The organism is Candidatus Zymogenaceae bacterium, assembly GCA_016931225.1.
Lineage (GTDB): Bacteria > Desulfobacterota > Zymogenia > Zymogenales > Zymogenaceae > JAFGFE01.
The window spans coordinates 35,252-54,005 of sequence record JAFGFE010000020.1 but is presented as its reverse complement, the minus strand read 5'-3'; the positions used below and the strand labels follow the sequence as shown (position 1 = coordinate 54,005).

Here is an 18,754-nt window from a genome sequence, read left to right as displayed (position 1 = left end):
ACCATGAAAAAAAACAGAATCTGGAAATGGATCGGTGATATGTGGTATAGTAATACTGTTCGTCTCATTTTTAAGACACGTTCTTATACGGAAGAAATGAAAGTGATGTAACATCCCCTATAACGGAATGCGTGCGAACATGGCCAGGACAAAACAAAAAAACGACAACCGGCGCGGCGGTTTGGCTCCAGACGTCGAAGAGATGAGGGCCTCTTCACCCCGCCGCACGCTGGATGATCTGGTATCCGGTGTGTCAGGTTTGAGAACCAGCACCATCGACAGGGATCAGACAATCGGTGAAATCCTGGCCCTCGTCGGGGACGCCTACGACACAGAGCGGGTGGCCCTTTACTTTCGCGAGGCGAACGAAAAAACGGACCATGATGATTATTTCTGTTCCCAGGAATGGAGCCGATCTTCCCGGGCGATTGCGGCATCGACGCTGCGAATAACGGGAAAACAGGCGCGATCCGTATCGATTCTATTGGATGAAAACCGCTTGATTCCCCGGGATGAAACGGAAGGAAAAGACGATCCCGATGATTTTCTCTGGGAGGTGCCTGATTTCCTCATGGCGCCGGTTCATTACGGCGAGGAGCGGCCCGGATTCCTCGTGGCGGACCGAACCGGGACAACGATGGAATGGAGCGATGCTCACCGGATCGCGTTTTTATATGTGGCCGAGGGTCTCGGCAGATTCATCGAGCAATGGAATTCTCACGAATTGATATGGAGATCCGAGGAGCAATACCGCTATTTCGTGGAGAACATGAACGACGTGGTCTTTTACCTCGACGGTGGGGGAAGGATCACGTATATCAGCCCGGTTATCGAGACGATTACCGGATTGCGTCACGGAGATATGACGGGGCTCTTGTTTTCTGATTTTCTCCACCCCGACGATGTCGCGTTGTTTTCCGAGATGTTTCTCTCTTCAAAAGGGCGACAGGACAAACCGCTGGATATGAGCGTGCTGGACAAGAACGGCCGTCCTCATCCCGTCAGGATTTCCCGTCGGGTCCAGACCAAGAACGATCAGGTAACGGGCGTTATCGGCGTGCTTGTGGACATTACATCGAACCTGGAGATAGAGGAGGCTCTCAAGGAGTCCGAACAGAAGCTGAGGACGCTTTTTCTCAATTCTCTTGACGCGATCTTCATCGCCGACGGCCAGGGGTGGTTTCTGGATTTCAACACCTCCGCGGTACGGCTTTTCGGCTATGACGAGATAGAGCTTGCCACCATGCGGCTCGAACAGCTTTTTTTCAATCCGGAAGACTGGAAGCGGTTCATCGAGGTTATTCGTAATGACGGTTCGGTGACCGATTACGAAGTGGTGTTGAAGAAAAAAGACGGCTCAATGGTGATGTGCGTTGGAACCGTCTCGACGGTACTTGACGGCGAAGGGGATGTGACCGGGTATGAGGGGATAATTCGGGACATCACGGACAAAAAGCGGCTGGAGGAGCAGCTTCTTCAGGCGGAAAAGCTTTCGAGCCTGGGCGAAATCCTCTCCGGTGTGGCCCACGAGCTGAACAATCCCATGACGTCGATTATCGGCAATGTGGATCTCCTGTTCAAAAAGAATATTCCCGATCATATGGTGAAAAAGCTCAACGTCATCAGGAAGGAATCGGTCAGGAGCGGGAAGATCGTACAGAATCTGTTGAAATTCGCCCGGAAGACCGGCACCGTATCCAAGCCCACCGATCTCAACGAGCTGTTGAAGGATACCATCAGCCTTCGCACGTACAACCTGAAGGTGGACAACATACATGTGGAGACGCGGCTGGATACGGACCTTCCGCTCATAATGGTGGACCCGGGTCAGATCCAGCAGGTGTTCATGAACATCATCAACAACTCCCATGATATCCTGAAGAAGAAGAAAGGGGGAAATATCACTATCACCACCTCCCACAAGGTCGACCGGGTGATTGTGAAGGTGTCCGATGACGGCCCCGGCATGTCGGAATCGGTAAAAAAACGGGTGTTCGATCCCTTCTTTACCACGAAGGAGCCGGGACGGGGCACGGGCCTGGGCATGAGCGTATCCTACGGGATTATCGCAAGCCACGGGGGGAATCTCTGGGTGGAGTCGGAAGAGGGGAAGGGGGTGACGTTTACTATCGAGCTGCCCCGGGGCGAGCTGATCCTCCCCGAGACCGGACAGTTGACACCATTGCATCACGACGGCGTCGAGCGGCATGTTTTGGTGATAGACGATGAAGAATCGGTATTGAACCTGTGCGGGGAGATCCTTGAGGAGTACAACTACCGGGCCACCCTGGTCACCGGCGGCAGCGAGGGGATATATCAACTCAGAAAACATCGGTTCGACGCGGTGGTATGCGATATAAAAATGCCGGGACTGGGGGGGCGGGAGGTATACGATTACGTGGTCAGCAACATACCCGAGATGATGAAAAAGATCATCTTCATCACCGGCGATACCCTGGGCGAGAACACGCAGCATTTTTTAGATAATACCGGCAATCGATATCTGTTCAAGCCGATGGATGTGGACGAATTTCTGACCTGCCTGGATGAGGTCGCCTTTCTGTAGCATGATACATTTCCGTATTCATACGTGGACGATTTCATATCACGCTGCGCCTTTCTGTGCCCGGGTTTTTCAAGAGAATTTCTTTTTTTCTTGACATTCAATCAATCGTTTGATAGACTCATCGCATCGTTATAAAACAACGTCCGGACGGGCGGGACGCGTTGCGCACCAGAGGTGTTTGTTCGCAGTGCATCCCGCTTTGTGTCATGGACATCTTTCCGACCGGGAGGCGTCGATCGAGCATGAGAAATCCGCGATATCCGAAAAAATTGAAAAAGATGCTGGAAGAAATGGGCGTCTCCCTGGCTTTAAAAATACGCAATCTTTCCGATCTCAAGGGCGAAAACGGCATGCGGGACTTTTTTCAGGATATGGAGAGACATCGCCGATATCGTCGGCTGGCGGAGGTTATGGTGACCTATCCGCGCTGGACAGTGACGACCATCATGGGTATCACCTTACTGTTTTCTCTGGCCGTGATGACCCTGGAGATAGATCCTGATCCATGGAAAATGGTTCCCCAGCATGATCCCGCGGTGCTGTACTGGGAAGAAGTCAAGGAACTCTTCGGCGGCTCCGACAACCTCATCGTTGCGGTGGTCAACCCCGACACCGTTTTTTCCAAAACGACCCTCGCGAAGGTGAATGAACTGAGCGATCGTCTCGAAAGGCTGATCGTGACGGATGAGCGGGATGTGGCGGCGATAGAGAAAATGGCCGACAAATACGGGGGCGACCTGGGCGAGCTCCTGTACGGTATAATTGAAAACGGACTGGATCGATCGGACCGGGGGGACATCACACGGGCCATCGACATGGCCACAGACGATCCCAACGTGAAGCCGTCCGTGGTCACAAAGCTTGAGGATATCAGGATCGCCCTGACCCCGCTGGATGACGTCGTCAGCATCTCAACGGTGGAGCATATCGATACCAGAGGCGGCGTGCTCTACACCGACCCGCTCATGGAGGATGTCCCCCAAAATGATGCGGAGATGACCGCCCTCATGGAAAGGCTTGAGGATAACGACATGCTCAGAGACGGCATGGTATCCGAGGACCATACCGCCACGTTGATATTTACATCCCTTACCTTCGAGGGTCACCCGGGGAGAACCATCGCCCTCAAAAACGCCATAGACGACATAACCCGTGAACTGGAAGGGCCGGAGGAATATTACATGTCCGGGGTGCCGATTATCCTGACGTGGGACGCCATTTACATGCAGAACGACATGCTCACCCTGATCCCGGCGGTCATCATCCTGATCATGTTCATCCTCTTCATGGTATTTCGAAACATCCGGGGCATGATGACCCCCCTGATGGTGGTGGTCATCTCGGTCATCTGGACCCTGGGGTTGATGGCATTGGTCAAGGTGCCGATATCCATTATCACTACGGCGATGCCGGTCATCCTTGTGGCCATCGGGTGCGCAGACGGTATACATATCGTCACTGAATATTACGGGAGGCTGTCCGGGGGGGTCGAAAAGCGAAAGGCGATTGTTGATACCATGGAGGAGATAACCTCTCCGGTGATCATGACATCCCTCACCAGCATGGCGGGATTCGCCTCCCTCATTACATCGAGCCTCTCTCCCATCCGTGAGTTCGGCGTCTTCACCGCGTTCGGCATTTTCGCCGCCATGATTTTCTCTTTGACCTTCATCCCCGCCGTGATGATGATTCTGGCTCCTCCGAAGAAAATCGGCCGAGCGGTGAAGCGGACCGAGAGTGAGACCCTCCTCTCCCGGTTTCTTGATCGGGTGGGGATTGTGACGGTGAGAAGAAAGCGCCTGGTGTGCCTTGCCATGATTCCGCTGTTTGTGTTCGTCGCCTTCATGACGAGCCGGGTCGATGTGGGGTACGGATTCATGAGGGATTTCAAAAAGAACAGCGAAATCAAGATCTCCGACGGCGTCATCAACGAGAAATTTCCCGGATCCATCAGCATCAACGTCATCCTGGATACGGGGGAGACCGACGGGGCCAAGGATCCGGAGTTTCTCGATAAAGTGGCGCTCCTCCAGGAGCGGATGGAGGAGGACCCGCTGGTGGGCGGCAGCACATCCATCGTCGATTTCATCGACCGGATGAACTACGTGATGCACGACAAGGACGCCGAATACAACCGGCTCCCCCTGCCGGTGGAGCGGGTGGTCACAGAGACAGATGACACAAGCGAAGCGGAAGAGGTCATTGAGGAGGTCAACGGCCGGGATCTGGTGGCGCAGTATCTTCTACTCTATGAAAACTCCGGCGGCGAGGATATCGAAAAGGTCGTCGATTTCGATTATCAAAAACTCAACGTGGTGTTTCAGCTCAAGACCTCATACTCACGGGAGATATTCGACATACAGAAGGAGGCCCAGGGATATATCGACGAATTGTTCACCAATGGGGTGGACGGTCACCTGAGCGGCGTCGGCGATCTGATCGTCATCATTTCGAACTATATCGTCAGAAGCCAGCTCATCAGCCTGGTGACGTCCATATGTGTTGTGCTGTTGATGCTGTTTATCGTATTTCGATCGTTCAAGGCCGGCATCTTCTCGATGCTGCCTTTAGTGTTTACGATTCTCGCCAATTTTACCATCATGAAGTGCTTTGGGGTCAATCTGGACATCGCCACCGCCATGATCGCCTCAATGGCCCTGGGCATCGGTATCGATTACGCCATCCATTTTGTCACCCGCTACCGTATTGAGGTGTTTCTGAAGAACAGGGCGCCCGACGAAGCCGTCGCCGAGACCATCCATACCACCGGCCGGGCCATCATATTCAACGCCCTGGCGGTGGCTGCGGGATTTCTCGTTCTGATTTTTTCCCACTTCAGGCCGATTATGAATATCGGTTGGCTGGTCGCCGCGACGATGATCATCAGTTCCCTGGTGACCATTGTATTTCTGCCGGCGCTCATCTCTCTGTTCGGTCTTGACAATAAAATTCTCAAAAACATCACCTCTTTGATCACCAGCGCCTTGAAAAACTGACCGGAAGCGGTTATATTAAACGAAATTATATGTCATCGGTCCGCATTCGAACGAAAACGTGCTTGTCGGATGCGGACCGTTGCGCAGGCGTTCCCATTCTCACGGGTCCGTTCGGGGGCGTGGGTGGAAAGGAGGGCGGCACGGCCGATCTCGTCACAGCCTTTATCCGTTACCTGGAAAGGGAGCGCGGTGCGTCCCCACACACGCTCCGGGGGTACGAGTATGACCTCAGGGCCTTCGAGGCGTATCTGGTCCGGGAGGATGAGTCCCTCGAGGTGGTGGATTGGACCGGAATTACCCACCGGGATATTCGAAGTTACCTGGGAGTGCTCCTCGGGACCCGGGAGAAGAGCTCGGCGTCCCGGGCCCTGTCGGTCTTTCGAACCTTTTTCCGGTTTTTAAGAAAAAATGGATACATATCGGCGAATCCCGCATCCCTGGTGTCGTATCCCCGACAGACGGGCCGCCGGATAGAATACCTGACCGTGGATGACGTCTTCGCCCTGCTCTCTCTGCCGGAGGCGGGGACGGAATCGGGGCTGAGGGATCGTGCGATCCTGGAGATCCTCTACTCCACAGGCATCCGGGTGGGAGAGCTGGTGGCCCTCAATCGTGAGGATGTCCGGTGGGATGAATCGACGGTGCGGGTGGTGGGGAAGGGATCGAAGGAGCGCATCGTGCCGGTGGGCGATCCGGCCCTGAAGGCCTTGAGCGCGTACCTGAAGGTCCTGGATGTTACGTCGCCTTTGGATTCGGGCGCGCGCCGGGATGGGGAGGCGCTGTTTCTCAATCTCCGGGGCAGGAGGCTGACGTCCCGAAGCATCAATCGCATCATAAAGAAATACATTCTCATCGGGTCCCTCGCCCTGGATGTGTCTCCCCACAGCCTGCGCCATGCGTTCGCCACGCATCTGATGGAAATGGGGGCGGACCTGAGGGACATCCAGGAGCTTCTGGGACACGAATCGATAGCCACCACGCAGAAATATACCCATGTAAGCCTCGATCGGCTGATGGAAGTATACGACAAGGCCCATCCCCGGTCGAAAAGGAGAGCATATGACGATACCACATGAACGAGCGGCGTCCTTGACAACCCCGAAAGTCCGCAGTACCACCGTGCTTACCGTTCGCAAAGACGGGATGGTCGCCATGGCCGGGGACGGCCAGGTGACGATGGGAGAGGAGATGGTCAAGGGGACGGCCAAGAAGGTACGCCGACTCTATCACGGAAAGATACTGGCGGGATTCGCCGGGGCCACCGCCGACGCTTTTACCCTCTTTGAACGCTTCGAGGGAAAGCTGGAGCAATACAACGGCAACCTCGTTCGCTCGGCGGTGGAGCTGACCAAGGACTGGCGGATGGACAAATACCTCAGGCGCCTTGAGGCGCTGCTCCTGGTCGCCGACGAGGAGGCGTCTTTGGTCATCTCCGGCAGCGGGGATGTCCTTGAGCCTGACGACGAGATACTGGCCATCGGCTCCGGCGGCGGATACGCCGCCGCGGCGGCCCGGGCGCTGGTGCGGCACTCGAAGCTGACCGCGGAGGAGATCGCCCGGGAGGCGCTTTTGATCGCCGCGGATATTTGCATTTACACGAACAATACGATTCACCTGGAGGTTCTGTAGACGACAGGGGAGTTAAGACATCACACATAGGACAAAGGACGAATAATCATGCAGACATTTACGCCCCGGGAGATCGTCTCGGAGCTGGATCGATACATCATCAGCCAGGAAAAGGCGAAGCGGGCGGTGGCCATCGCCCTCAGGAACCGCTGGAGGAGAATGCGGGTGCCCGAGGAGCTCAGGGATGAAATCGCCCCGAAAAACATCATCATGATGGGCCCCACGGGTGTGGGGAAAACCGAGATCGCCCGCAGGCTGGCGAAGCTCGCCCAGGCCCCCTTCCTCAAGGTGGAGGCGTCCAAGTTTACCGAGGTCGGGTACGTGGGCAGGGATGTGGAGTCCATGATCCGGGACCTGGTGGAAATCTCGGTGAATATGGTCAAGGAAGACGAGATGCAGAAGGTTCAGGTCAAGGCGAGGGAGCTGGCCGAGGAGCGGGTGCTGGATCTATTGCTCCCCCGTCGCCCCGTCCCCGCCCCGCCCTCTCCGGACCGGGATGATGATGACCAGGGGGGAGCCATCGCCCTGGGATATGTGGGGCCTGGTTCGGAGGCTGTGGACGAACAACCGGACGGGCAGGCCGCCCGTGCCTCCCAGGCCTCGGAAGACTCATACCAGAAGACACGGGAAAAGCTCAAGAAGCTCTTGCGATCGGGCTCCCTGGATGACCGGGAGGTGGAACTGGAGACGAGGGAGCGGAGCACCCCGATGGTGGAGATATTCTCCGCCGCAGGTATCGAGGAGATGGACATCAACATCAAGGACATGTTCGGCAACCTCTTTCCGAAAAAGACCAAGAAAAAGAAGGTGAAGGTGGAAGACGCCCTGGAGATGCTCACCGCCGATGAGGCCCAGCGCCTGGTGGACATGGACAACGTAACGAGCCTGGCGGTAAAGCGGGTGGAGGAATCGGGCATCATATTCCTTGACGAGATAGATAAGATCGCCGGCCGCGAATCCAGCCACGGTCCCGACGTGTCGAGGGAGGGGGTCCAGCGGGACATCCTTCCCATCGTGGAGGGTTCGTCGGTGAACACGAAATACGGCATCGTCAGGACCGACCACATCCTCTTCATCGCCGCCGGCGCCTTTCACGTCGCGAAACCCTCGGATCTGATTCCGGAGCTTCAGGGGCGCTTCCCCCTGCGCGTGGAGCTGGAATCGCTGGGGACGGATGAGTTTGTGCGGATACTGACCGAGCCGAAGAACGCGCTCTTGCTCCAGTACCGGGCGCTGATGGAGACCGAATCGGTGACGCTGGAATTCACGGACGACGCCGTGAAGGAGATAGCACAGATGGCCACCCTGGTCAACTCCCAGAGCGAAAACATCGGCGCCCGCAGGCTTCATACCATCATGGAGCGGCTGCTTGATGATATCTCGTTTCAGGCGCCGGAGCTCTCCAAAAAGAAGATCGTCATAGACAAGAGCTATGTCCAGGAGCGCCTCGCGGATATCATCGAGGATCAGGATCTGAGTAGATATATCCTGTAGGCAAACCTTCCGACGGAAAGAAGGTCATCGGGACTAACAAATACGGTGTGAAATGGCGAAGGCCCGGGTTTAATTGCCCGGGCCTTTTTCATGGGCCGAAGGTTGGTGATGTGAATCAGACTGTGGGTGAAACGACAGCCGGCTTTTCCGGTAGGACGACACGGTTTCCTGTGAAGCCGGTTCTTTTGTGTCAATTCCCACCTGGATGACCGCCCTGGTGACATCCATCAGCTCGTCGGTGTTTTCAGTATCGAAATCCTCAATGGGAATGGGCGGGTGGATGATGAGCTTCGCCCGGCCCGGAAACAGCCGTCTTGTTTTTGGGGGGAGTATCATTCCGGTGCCCAGTATGGTAATCGGGAGGACCGGGATATTGAGGTCAAGGGCCATGCGAAACGCCCCCTTTTTGAAATCGCCCATCTCTTCTGATCCGCTTCTTGTTCCCTCGGGGAAGAACAAAACGGAGGTTCCGCCCGTAATTTTCTTCTTCGCCTCATTGAGAGATTCCAGGGCGGCCTTCTTGTTTGATCGGTCGATGAAAATATGGCCCAGCTTTTCACAGGCGATACCCAGGGCGATAACCTTTCTCAGCTCCTGTTTCATCACCCACTTAAAATCCACCCCCAGCCATCCGTACAGGACGAATATATCGTAGTGGCTCTGGTGGTTGGATGCGATAACGTATGACTGTTCCGGATCGATATTCTCCCGTCCCTGAACGGAGACGAACATGGGTGTCATCAAACTGTTGAGGCGAGACCACCGGGCGCCGCATAAATCGCTGACGAACCGGGGTGAAAAGCCGATGAAAAGCAGTATAACCGCCAGGGATCCAAAGCCGAGGGTTGAAAAGATCAAGAACGGCGTAAAGATGAGAAATTTGTAGGGCTGATACATGATATAGAGCAATCGCTTCATACACAACCTCTAAAAAAAGAGTAAAGGCACCTGTCTCGTTTTACACGATCCTTATTCAAACTTTACCGCTTTCAGGACGATATGTCAAATCGTCTTTTTTTATCAGTCGAGTATCGACCTGATCGCGCAGATCAGCTGGTTCATGGTCGCCGGTTTCTGGAGAAAGCCGTCGGCATCGTCGACAATCAGGTGTTTTTCCTTGTCGTTTTCCCTGTATCCCGATGCGATGAGCACTTTTACGTCTGTGTCGATTTCCTTGAGCGCCTCCAGCACATCCGTGCCGCTCATGCCGGGCATGATGTAGTCCAGGATGACCAGGTCGATGATGTGTTTCATTTTCTTGTATTGCTCGACGCCGAGGGGACCGTTTTCCGCGGTGATAACGGTATAGCCGCGGTCCACCAGGAAATCGGACCACATGGTGAGCACCGTCGGCTCGTCGTCAATGAGGAGGATCGTTTCGTTTTCCTCCAGGTTCTGCGGGTCGGTTTCTTTACTTGTCTCGGAAAACTTACCTGTTGTCGAGGGGAAGTAGAGCTTGAAGACGGTGCCCGTTTCCTCCTCGCTGTATACGGTGATGAATCCATTGTGAGTCTTCACGATACCGTAAAGCGTCGCCAGTCCCATCCCGGTGCCTCCCGAGGACTTTTTCGTGGTGAAGAAGGGCTCAAAGATGTGTTCCTTGACGTGCGGGGGTATACCTGTCCCGGTATCGGATATCGACAGCACGACGAACTCACCGGCGTGGGCGTCGAGGTGGGTCTTGACGAATGCCTCGTCAAGGTACCGGTTCGTCGTCTCGATAAGCAATTCACCGCCGTCGGGCATGGCGTCCCGGGCGTTGATACACAGATTCAACAGGCACTGCTCGAGCTGTCCCTCATCCCCCTTTATCGGGAGTATGTTTGTATCCAGGCTTGTTTTCAGATCGATAGCTCCCTTGAAGGTGCTCGACAGAAGCGGGATAACATTCTGTACGACGTTGTTGAGGCTGACCCGTTGAAACAACGTTTCGCCGCCGCCCCTGGAGAAATTCAGAAGCTGACGGGTCATCTCCGCGGCCCGGGTCGTGCCGTCGAATATAGTCTTGATGGGTTTGTAATCCGGGTTTTCCGAGCTCGTTTTCGCCATGAGCATTTCCGAATATCCCATGATGCCCACCAGTATGTTGTTGAAGTTATGGGCGATGCCCCCGGCCAGGTTGCCGATGGCCTCCATCTTTTGGGCATATATGAGCTGTCGCTCCAGGTTTTTCTTTTCGGTAATATCCTTGATGGTTCCCTGGATGCCGATGATGGCCCCGTATTCGTTATAGCGCCCCGTCGCCGTAATCAGACATTCGGCGATGGTCCCGTCTGTTTTTTGAAGTTCGATCTCACGGTTTTTTACAAGGCCCGTCTCCCGAATGTCTCTGAAAAGAGTGTCCCTCTCTTCAGCGTCCCTGAAAAACACACCCGTATCTGCGCCGATGACCACCTCTCTGGGAAGTCCGAAAATCTCCTCGATGGCCGGGTTGATATCGAGTATTCGCCCGTCAAGCTGTGAGACGAAGAGGATATCGGCCGATGTTTCGAAGATGCTTCGAAGTTGCTCCTCGGAGTCCCTGAGGGCGTCCAGGGTTTTTTTTCGTTCGGTCACGTCGCTGAGAAACATTAATACGGTGGGCCGGTCGTCCCAGGAAATCGATACGCCGGTTGCCTCCACCCATCGCGTTTCGTTTTGGGCATCGATCAGACGATACTGTCCGGGGGTGAGCATATCGATGCCGTTCTGTATCTTGAGATACAGCTCCATGATCCTGTCGCGGTCTTTTTTGTGAAAGAAATGGACGAATGGTTTTTTCTGCAGGTTTTTCAGGGAGCTTCCGGTCATCTTCAAAATCACCGGGTTGGCGAAGCGGATGAATTCATCCTGGATGACGGCAATGCCCTCTTTGGCGTGTTCCACCACGGTGCGATATTTACCCTCGGATCGTCTGAGGGCGTTTTCGTAGAGCTTCCGCTGGGTGATATCGATGCTGATGCCTCCCAGGAGCGGGTCGTCGTCGTGTCGATCGATGAGGAACGAGCGGGTTTCAAAGAATCGGCGCTCGCCGTTTATATCGGTGAGCTGTTCTTCCTTGAGCAGGGACCCCCGCTCAAATGTTTCCGTGTCGTTCCACATGGTGCGGCCGGCATCAACGGGATCGAGGTATTCCGTCGCGATCTTGCCGATCCAGTCATCGGCGTTGAAGGTCTCCCGCATCAGCTTGTTTGCGTATAAAAGCCTGCTCTCTATATCCTTGATGAATACCACCGCCGGCACCTGATCGGCGAACCGGGAGAATATCTCCCAGGTGACCTTGTACTGCTCTTCCGCTTCCATCTGTCTGGTTGCGTCCCTGGTGAACGACATCACCGCCGGCTTGTCGTCCCAGAGGATCATGATCGCATTGGATTCAAGCCACCGGTACTCTCCGCTTTCTGTCTGGAATCGAAATCTGGATACATACGAGACGTCGTCACCGGTCAGCTTTCGATTGTATTCCGATGAGGCGACTTCTCGATCATCGGCATGGATGAAGTCGATGAACGGTCGGCGTGAAAGCTCCTCCGCGCTGTATCCGGTGATTGTCTGTGTGGCAGGATTGGCGAATTGTATGTGTCCGTCCTGGATGACGGCGATCGATTCGTTTGTGTTCTCCAGCAGTTTTCCGTATATCGCCTCGATCTTTGTGTGGTCTAATTCCGCCTGTATCGGGGGAGTGACGGCGTTGAAATAACACAAAACCGCAGGATGTTCCTTCCATGAATCCACGGCGACGTGTGCATCCATGTACATGATGTTCTTGTCTTTTGTAACGATGCGGATCTTGAAATTACTCGGAATGTCCTCTCCGGCCAATCGTCGCGTGTACCTGTCGGTGATCTCATCGACATCGTCCGGATGGATGAATGTGGTAAATGGGGCAGTAGAAATTTTTTTGTCGGTATGCCCGATCCAGTCTTTCAATGTTTGGTTATGAAAGACGATGGTGTCCTCTTGAATGACCGCAATACCCACGGGGGATCGTTCAACGAGCGTCCGGTGTATGTCCTCGTGATCCGTATCGGGGCCGCTTTTCGCCCCATCCCTGTTTTTTTCCGGGAGCGTGTCTTCTTCACGGAGTTTATTGATCGTTTCTGTGTTGTCAGCCATGATGAACGCCTACGGGAAAGAGAAGGGAGTTATCCAAAAAAACACACCGCATGATGGAACAAGTATATACTACTTTCTTAAGTATCGCCAAGAAAGAATGCACGCGGTGCCCCGTCAAAACGGCGGGACATCGTTTTGCGGAACGTGTAAACAAGTTTTGGTGGATATTTTTTTTTGGTCATGTTAAGATACCACATTTTGAGATGATTGCGTAGAGAAAAAGAGCGACATGAGTCCAATCGAAAGGGCCAGGGAAAAGGCGACCATCCTTCTTGAGGCCCTGCCGTACATTCGGATGTTCTCGGGATCGACGATGGTCATCAAGTTCGGCGGACACGCCATGGTGGACGATGACCTCAAGAAAAATTTCGCCCTGGATGTCATCCTGATGAAATACATCGGCATCAATCCGGTGATTGTCCACGGCGGCGGTCCACAGATCGGCGAACTGTTGGAAAGGCTGGGAATGCCGTCGACCTTCGTCGGCGGAATGCGGGTAACGGACGACGAGACTATGGACGTGGTGGAGATGGTGCTTGCGGGCAAGGTCAGACAGGAGATCGTGGGCCTCATCAACTCCCTCGGAGGGAGCGCCGTGGGCCTTTCGGGTCGGGACGGTGGACTGATTACGGGCAGGAAAATCGCGCTGAAAAAAAGCGATCGTGAGGGAATGCCGCCGGAGATCATCGACCTGGGCCGGGTGGGTGAAGTGGTCCGTGTGAATACCGAGCTTCTTTCCGGGCTTGCCCTGGAACAATTCATCCCGGTGATCGCCCCGGTGGGGGCCGACGAGGACGGGGGGACGCTGAATATCAACGCGGACCTGGTCGCCGGCGCCGTGGCGGGGGCGCTGGGAGCGAAAAAACTGATTCTCCTTACCGACGTGCCCGGAGTCCTGCGGGACGGGGAGCTGATCAGCAGCATGAGCGCAACCGAGGCGGGGAGGCTCACCGACGACGGCACGATCGTCGGCGGAATGATACCGAAGGTCGCCTGCTGCCTGGAGGCCCTGGAGGCCGGGGTGGAAAAGACCCATATCATTGACGGCCGGGATCCCCACTCGGTGTTACTTGAAATCTTTACCGACGGCGGCGTGGGAACCCAGATCATCCCGGATTGACCGGGGGGGTGGATGCCTCCGTATGAATATTGTCGGCATATGTCCTGTCGGACCATATAAATTGTCGTGTTCCGGCGGGGGAGGAAGACAAAAAAACCGATGAACGAGACGCTCCAGAACGACTACAGTCACCTGATGAACACGTATCGTCCCCAGCCCGTGGAACTGGTTCGCGGCGAGGGGGCGTACGTCTGGGATGTGACGGGACGGCGATTTCTCGATTTCGTCGCCGGCATCGCCGTGAACAACCTGGGCCACTGCCATCCGGCGGTGGTGGATGCGGTGAGGCGACAGGCGGAAACCCTCATCCACGTCTCCAACCTCTACCGCATTCCGGTTCAGGCGGAGCTGGCGGAGCTTTTGTGCGATCACTCGTTTGCCTGGGCCTGCTTTTTTTGTAACAGCGGCGCCGAGGCGGTGGAGGCCGCCGTGAAGCTGGCCCGGCGATACGGGATTCGAACGAAGGGGGAGGGGGCGTCCGGCATCGTCGCCGCAAAGGGGTCTTTTCACGGCAGGACGATGGGCGCCATGACCGCCACCGGGCAGGAGAGAATCCACTCGGGCTTCGGCCCGCTGGTGCCCGGTTTCTCCCATGTCCCCTTTGGAAATGCCGCCGCCCTGGAGGAAGAGGTGGGGGAGGATACCGCCGCGGTTATACTGGAGCCGATTCAGGGGGAGAGCGGCGTGGTGACGCCCCCGGACGGCTATCTCTCCCGAGTGAGGGAGATCTGTGATCGGGAGGGTGCCCTTCTCATCTTCGATGAAATCCAGACGGGCATGGGTCGGACCGGGACGCTCTTCGCCTACGAGCGGTTCGATGTCAAGCCCGATGTGATGGTGCTGGCCAAGGGCCTGGCCGGGGGATTGCCGATGGGGGCGTGCCTGGCGGGGGATCGGGCGGCGTCCGTCTTCGAGCCGGGGAGCCACGCCTCAACCTTCGGCGGGAATCCGCTGGTAAGCGCTGCCTCATGTGCGGCGCTGAGGGCCACACTGAGTGACGGAGTGCTCGAAAACTGTGTTACAATGGGCGAATATTTCATGAATGAGCTTCGCCGCATCGCGGGTGAGACGGACCTCATTGCCGAGGTACGGGGGGTGGGCCTCATGATCGGGGTTGAGCTCACGCGGGGGGGACCGGAGGTCGTGGATGCGTTTCGTGAGCGAAATATACTGGTCAACTGCACCGCAGAAAGGGTGCTGAGATTTCTCCCTCCGCTTATCGTTACAAAAGATGAAGTGGACGAGGTGACGAGCGCCTTTAAAGATATTATAGGGGGGTTGTGACATGCTGGACCATTTTTTAAGGATTTCACATCTCACCGCCGACGAGGGTCGGGAAATTCTAGATCGGGGCCGGGACCTGAAAATCAGGCAGCTCAACGACATCCGTTACACCCCAATGGCTGGAAAGACCCTGGCCATGATTTTCGAGAAGCCCTCCACCCGAACCCGGGTCTCTTTCGAGACCGGCATATATCAACTGGGGGGACAGGGCATCTACCTGAGCAGCCAGGACATCCAGCTTTCCCGGGGAGAGTCGGTGGGCGATACCGCCCGAACCCTCTCGGGGTACGTTGACATGGTGATGATCCGGGCCTTTTCCCAGGATATGGTGGAGGAGCTGGCCGAGTATTCATCGGTGCCGGTCATCAACGGCCTGACGGATCTGTTGCATCCGTGCCAGGTGATGAGCGATGTCTTCACGGTAATGGAGGTGACCGGAAAAGACCTGAAGGATGTGGAGATGGTATACATCGGGGACGGCAACAATCTGGCCAACTCCTGGATACACGCCGCCGGTCTCTTCGGCTTTCGCCTGACGCTGGCCTGTCCGAAGGAGCTGGCGCCGGACGATGAGATTTTCAAAAAAGGAAAGAAGATATTGGAAGAGCGTCTGAACCTGACCACCGATCCCCGGGAGGCGGTGGGTGAGGCGGACGTCATTTATACCGACACCTGGGTGAGCATGGGTGAGGATGAACAGAGACAGAAGAAGATCAAGCTCCTCAAGGGTTTCCAGGTGAACGATGACCTGTTAGAGGCCGCCCCGGACCATGTGAAGGTGATGCACTGCCTTCCGGCACACCGGGGCGAGGAGATCACCGACAGCGTCATGGACGGGAAGCAGTCCGTGGTGTTTCTCCAGGCGCATAATCGACTGCACGTGCAAAAAGCTATTATGGATATTCTGAATCAGCGGCGGGAGGAAGCGAAGTGACGACGGATATAAAGAATGTGGTTGTGGCGTATTCCGGAGGATTGGACACATCGGTCATTCTGAGGTGGATCAAGGAGCGCTACGGCGCCCGGGTGGTGGCATTTGCCGCGGATGTGGGCCAGGGCGAGGGCGAGCTCGTGGGGCTTCGTGAAAAGGCCCTGGCCACCGGCGCCGACGAAGTGTATATTGAAGATTTGCGGGAGGAGTTCGCCCGGGATTATGTTTTCCCGATGCTCCGGGCCGGGGCCGTGTACGAGGGGACATATCTCCTCGGGACATCTATCGCCCGGCCGTTGATCGCGAAACGGCAGATCGAGATCGCCCGGGCTGAGGGGGCGGGCGCGGTCTGTCACGGCTGCACCGGCAAGGGCAACGACCAGGTGCGCTTCGAGATGGCCTATCTCACCCTGGAGCCGCATATCACCATCATCTCCCCCTGGCGGGACGACGATTGGGAGTTCGAATCGAGAAAATCCCTCATTGCCTACGCGAAGAAATTCGACATCCCGATAACCGTCACGGCTGAGAAGCCCTACAGCACCGACCGGAACCTCTTTCACATGAGTTTCGAGGGAGGAGTGCTGGAAGATCCCTGGGCGTCTCCGCCTGCGGACATGTTTAAGCTTTCGGTGTCGCCCCAGGACGCCCCGGACCGGGTGACTACCATCGAACTGGAATACGAGGTGGGAAATCCCGTAAAGCTCAACGGCAAGGTCCTGTCTCCGGCGACGCTTTTGATGGAGCTCAACCGAGTGGGGGGCGAAAACGGCGTGGGCCGGGTGGACATGGTGGAAAACCGCTACGTGGGTATCAAGTCCCGAGGTGTGTACGAAACTCCGGGAGGTACTATCCTCCACGCCGCCCATCGGGCGGTGGAGTCCATTACGATGGATCGGGAGGTGATGCACCTGAGGGACTCGATGGTCGCCAAGTATGCGGAGCTGGTCTACAACGGCTACTGGTTTTCCCCGGAACGCTACCTCGTTCAGGCGTTGATGGACCAGGCACAGAAAAACGTCACGGGCAGAGTCAGGCTCGATATCTACAAGGGGAACGTCATCGTGGCGGGGAGGGAGTCCGAGAAGACGCTCTATCACGACGGATTCGCCACCTTCGACGAGGACGAGGTGTATACCCCCGCCGACGCCACCGGATTCATCCGACTCAACGCCCTGAGGATGCGCATCAAGGCGCTTTTAGGCATCGAGTAGGGCCGGGAGCGGGTTGACAAGAAGGAGGATCTCTCATGGTCAAAAAGCCCTGGGGAGGCAGGTTTCAGGGGATCACCGACGACTTGGTGGAGCGGTTCACCGAGTCGGTCCGGTTCGACGCCCGCCTTGCGCCCTATGACATCCGGGGCAGCATCGCCCACGCCAGGACCTTGGCCCGGGCCGGCGTCATCACCGAGGACGACGCCGACGCCCTGGTGAAGGGGCTCGAGGAGATCGCGGGAGAGATCGAGGCCGGGACCTTCTGGTTCGACCCCCGGCTCGAGGATGTCCACATGAACATTGAGGGTGTCCTCAGGGAGCGCCTCGGAGAGACGGGAGGCCGCCTCCACACCGCCCGGAGCCGAAACGACCAGGTGGCGGCGGACACCCGGCTCTTCGTCCGGGAGGAGGCGGGGCGGACGGCAGAGCTGCTCAAAGGCCTGAGACGGGTCCTCCTCGATCGGGCCGCCGAATCGGTGGACGTGCTCATGCCCGGATACACCCACCTCCAGCGGGCACAACCGGTGCTTCTTTCCCACTACCTCTTGGCCTACTGGGAGATGTTCCACCGGGACGGGCGGCGGTTTCGTTCCGTGGAGAAATCCGCGGACGTCTGTCCCCTGGGCTCCGGGGCGCTCGCAGGGGTGGCGTATCCGCTGGATCGGGAATACACGGCGAAGCTCCTCGGGTTTTCGGCGATCACCCGAAACAGCATGGACGCCGTCAGCGACCGGGACTATATCCTGGAGTACCTCTTTTCCGCGTCGGTGGTGATGGCGCACCTCTCCAGGCTGGCCGAGGAGCTGGTGCTGTTTTCCGGCCCGGAGTTCGGCTTTGTGACGCTCCCGGACGGGTACGCCACCGGATCCTCCATCATGCCCCAGAAGAAGAACCCGGACGTACCGGAGCTGGTCAGGGGAAAGACAGGGCGGGTCTTCGGAAACCTCCAAAGTCTTCTCGTGACCCTCAAGGGGTTGCCTCTCGCGTACATGCGGGACCTCCAGGAGGACAAGGAGCCGCTGTTCGACACCGTAGACACCGTAACCGGTTCTCTTTCGGTGATGACCGGGCTGATGGCCCAGGTCGCCTACAATCGGGAGGCGACAGAAAGGGCCGCGTCGTCCGTGTTCATCACCGCCACCGACGCCGCCGATTACCTGGCTAAAAAGGGCATGAACTTCCGGGACGCCCACGAGACGGTCGGCAGGCTCGTTGCGGTGTGTGAAAAGGAGGGGATGGACCTCCCGGACCTAGGTCTCGATCGATGGCGGGAGGCGTCTATCCTTTTTGAAAAGGATATCCTGAGCGCAATGGATCCCCGGGCCAGCGTCGACTCCCGGGACCTCCCCGGCGGAACGGCGAGGCGGCAGGTGGTGATGATGCTTGACGAGGCGGAAAAACTCGAAAAAGACGAAACGTAAGACA

At 56.5% G+C, this 18,754-nt stretch carries 12 protein-coding genes; 10 read left to right on the top strand and 2 right to left on the bottom strand.

Going from position 1 to position 18,754, the window contains the following annotated elements:
* Positions 1–139 precede the first annotated feature (139 nt).
* From JW885_09090 to hslU, 5 genes are all read left to right on the top strand, one after another.
* Positions 140–2,566, top strand: coding sequence for a PAS domain S-box protein (locus JW885_09090; GenBank protein ID MBN1882314.1), 2,427 nt, complete (start codon positions 140–142; stop codon positions 2,564–2,566).
* Between the two features lie 242 nt (positions 2,567–2,808).
* Positions 2,809–5,562 carry an RND family transporter gene (locus JW885_09085; protein ID MBN1882313.1) on the top strand — a complete coding sequence of 918 codons (2,754 nt, stop codon included), beginning with the start codon at positions 2,809–2,811 and terminating at the stop codon, positions 5,560–5,562.
* A gap of 29 nt (positions 5,563–5,591) precedes the next feature.
* A complete protein-coding gene (locus JW885_09080) occupies positions 5,592–6,638 on the top strand; it encodes a tyrosine recombinase XerC (GenBank protein ID MBN1882312.1) in 1,047 nt (348 codons plus the stop codon).
* A complete protein-coding gene (hslV, locus tag JW885_09075; GenBank protein ID MBN1882311.1) occupies positions 6,622–7,191 on the top strand; it encodes an ATP-dependent protease subunit HslV in 570 nt (189 codons plus the stop codon). Before JW885_09080 ends, hslV begins: the two co-directional genes overlap by 17 nt.
* Positions 7,192–7,236: 45 nt before the next feature.
* Positions 7,237–8,685: an ATP-dependent protease ATPase subunit HslU gene (hslU, locus tag JW885_09070; protein ID MBN1882310.1), complete on the top strand. Its 1,449-nt coding sequence runs from the start codon at positions 7,237–7,239 to the stop codon at positions 8,683–8,685.
* Positions 8,686–8,754: 69 nt separating this feature from the next.
* On the opposite strand, the gene JW885_09065 is transcribed toward hslU, so the two are convergent.
* Positions 8,755–9,603, bottom strand: a complete 849-nt coding sequence (locus tag JW885_09065) for a 1-acylglycerol-3-phosphate O-acyltransferase (protein MBN1882309.1) — start codon at positions 9,601–9,603, stop codon at positions 8,755–8,757.
* 102 nt (positions 9,604–9,705) lie between these two features.
* Positions 9,706–12,780 (bottom strand): PAS domain S-box protein, encoded by a 3,075-nt coding sequence (locus JW885_09060; protein ID MBN1882308.1) that lies wholly within the window; start codon positions 12,778–12,780, stop codon positions 9,706–9,708.
* Between the two features lie 229 nt (positions 12,781–13,009).
* On the opposite strand from JW885_09060, the gene argB reads away from it, so the two are divergent.
* From argB to argH, 5 genes are all read left to right on the top strand, one after another.
* Positions 13,010–13,900, top strand: a complete 891-nt coding sequence (gene argB / locus JW885_09055; protein ID MBN1882307.1) for an acetylglutamate kinase — start codon at positions 13,010–13,012, stop codon at positions 13,898–13,900.
* Between the two features lie 99 nt (positions 13,901–13,999).
* The gene (locus JW885_09050; GenBank protein MBN1882306.1) at positions 14,000–15,184 is read left to right on the top strand and encodes an acetylornithine transaminase; all 1,185 of its coding nucleotides are present in this window, start codon (positions 14,000–14,002) and stop codon (positions 15,182–15,184) included.
* 1 nt (position 15,185) lies between these two features.
* Positions 15,186–16,118, top strand: a complete 933-nt coding sequence (gene argF, locus JW885_09045; protein MBN1882305.1) for an ornithine carbamoyltransferase — start codon at positions 15,186–15,188, stop codon at positions 16,116–16,118.
* Positions 16,115–17,329, top strand: coding sequence for an argininosuccinate synthase (locus tag JW885_09040; protein MBN1882304.1), 1,215 nt, complete (start codon positions 16,115–16,117; stop codon positions 17,327–17,329). The genes argF and JW885_09040 overlap by 4 nt, the downstream gene beginning before the upstream one ends.
* A 35-nt stretch (positions 17,330–17,364) precedes the next feature.
* Positions 17,365–18,750, top strand: a complete 1,386-nt coding sequence (argH, locus tag JW885_09035; protein ID MBN1882303.1) for an argininosuccinate lyase — start codon at positions 17,365–17,367, stop codon at positions 18,748–18,750.
* Positions 18,751–18,754: the final 4 nt, after the last annotated feature.

Bases quoted from the DNA above. Each gene is read 5' to 3' on its own strand.
- argB (MBN1882307.1), top strand. From the start codon at position 13,010: ATGAGTCCAATCGAAAGGGCCAGGGAAAAGGCGACCATCCTTCTTGAG.
- argF (MBN1882305.1), top strand. From the start codon at position 15,186: ATGCTGGACCATTTTTTAAGGATTTCACATCTCACCGCCGACGAGGGT.
- JW885_09085 (MBN1882313.1), top strand. From the start codon at position 2,809: ATGAGAAATCCGCGATATCCGAAAAAATTGAAAAAGATGCTGGAAGAA.
- hslV (MBN1882311.1), top strand. From the start codon at position 6,622: ATGACGATACCACATGAACGAGCGGCGTCCTTGACAACCCCGAAAGTC.
- argH (MBN1882303.1), top strand. From the start codon at position 17,365: ATGGTCAAAAAGCCCTGGGGAGGCAGGTTTCAGGGGATCACCGACGAC.
- JW885_09090 (MBN1882314.1), top strand. From the start codon at position 140: ATGGCCAGGACAAAACAAAAAAACGACAACCGGCGCGGCGGTTTGGCT.
- JW885_09050 (MBN1882306.1), top strand. From the start codon at position 14,000: ATGAACGAGACGCTCCAGAACGACTACAGTCACCTGATGAACACGTAT.
- JW885_09060 (MBN1882308.1), bottom strand. From the start codon at position 12,780: ATGGCTGACAACACAGAAACGATCAATAAACTCCGTGAAGAAGACACG.
- JW885_09080 (MBN1882312.1), top strand. From the start codon at position 5,592: ATGTCATCGGTCCGCATTCGAACGAAAACGTGCTTGTCGGATGCGGAC.
- JW885_09065 (MBN1882309.1), bottom strand. From the start codon at position 9,603: ATGAAGCGATTGCTCTATATCATGTATCAGCCCTACAAATTTCTCATC.